The 594-nt window shown below is 55.6% G+C and carries 1 protein-coding gene; it reads right to left on the bottom strand.

Annotation, left to right across the window (positions count from 1 at the left end; translation table 11 throughout):
• On the bottom strand, nt 1–213 hold a 213-nt coding region (locus TU76_RS24195), incomplete at its 3' end, for an HPP family protein (protein WP_048352685.1).
• Nucleotides 214–594: the final 381 nt, after the last annotated feature.

Below are 594 nucleotides of genomic sequence, written 5' to 3'. Positions count from 1 at the left end.
CGCCAGCGCGCCGGATGACACCGCAAACAGCAGAACGGCTGATGCCCCCAGCGGGCCGATCAAATGCAGGGCGACAGGCAGGCCAAAGAACAGGCTGCAAACCCAGACACTGAACAGGGTACCGAGGGAAACACCCAGTGCGGCACGGCTCCATTCGGTGGGACGGGTGTGGGTGGCGGGGGGGATAAAACGGTTGATCCAGCGGTTTTGCATGGTGAGAACAATCCGGTTTGGCGGCGAAACAGATAAAAAAAGGGCTTGGCGGGGTTTCCGGCAAGCCCTTGAAATGTCCCTTCATTTGGGGGAGGAACCTGTGCAGTGTGCACACCGTAAAAACAATCCGCAAATTCATAATAATGATGCTTGAATGCATTAATTTTGAGTTATTGGGCGAAATCAACAGCTCGGGCCTGTGGCCGCCAGGCTTGATTGTTTAAGGCGCGCGGGTGGATGGAGTGTCGGACCGCTTGCCCAGAATGCGATCATGCACGTCATTGCCCAGCAATCGATGCTCAATCAGGCTGCGCAATCCTGGACAGTTGGCCAATGGTCCTTTCAGCACCAGCAATGCGTCACGCAATTTGATCAGGTTGC

The sequence above is a fragment of the Pseudomonas psychrophila genome (assembly GCF_001043005.1).
Taxonomy (GTDB): Bacteria; Pseudomonadota; Gammaproteobacteria; order Pseudomonadales; family Pseudomonadaceae; genus Aquipseudomonas; species Aquipseudomonas psychrophila.
The sequence above is the reverse complement of the archived record's forward strand: the minus strand, read 5'-3'. Positions and strand labels throughout refer to the sequence as shown.